The following is a 562-nucleotide window of genomic DNA, read 5'->3' on the forward strand; positions in this document are numbered from 1 at the left end:
GGGATCAACGCGATGTGCGCGGACGCCGTCCGGTTCATCCACGACAACGCCGCCCGGCTGGGGCTCGGCAGCGGGCCCCTGACCGTATCCGGCCACTCCGCCGGCGGCCAGATCGTGGCCCGGCTGCTCGCCGGCCGCACCGCCGGGGAGACCCCTATCGCCGGCGCACTCGCGATCTCCGGGGTCTTCGACCTGGCGCCGCTGATCGCCACCAGCATCAACGACGCCCTGGGCCTGGACGAGGCCGCCGCCCGCGCCTGCTCGCCGCTGTACGAGCTCCCGCCGCCGGCGGACGTGCCCCTGCGCCTGGCGGTGGGGGGCGCCGAGACCGCTGCCTTCCACGAGCAGAGCGAGGCCTACCGGCGCCACGCGGGCATCGACGCGCCGGTGACCACGCCGCCCGGGCGCAATCACTTCGACGTGCTGGAGGCGCTGTTCCTGGCCGACGGCGAGGCCTTCGGCGTCACCGCCGGACTGGCCGGCGTGGGGGATCACTCTTCCTCGTAACGGCTCTCCCACTGGTAGGCGTGGCGGACGATGGTCTCCAGGTCGTCGAAGGCGG

General features: G+C 74.4%; 1 protein-coding gene. It reads left to right on the forward strand.

What is annotated here, in order from left to right; translation table 11 throughout:
- Nucleotides 1-507, forward strand: a 507-nt coding sequence (locus G7A99_RS24145; protein ID WP_205600054.1) for an alpha/beta hydrolase, incomplete at its 5' end; no start/stop codon positions are given.
- Nucleotides 508-562: the final 55 nt, after the last annotated feature.

The sequence above is a fragment of the Arhodomonas sp. KWT genome (genome assembly GCF_010993615.1).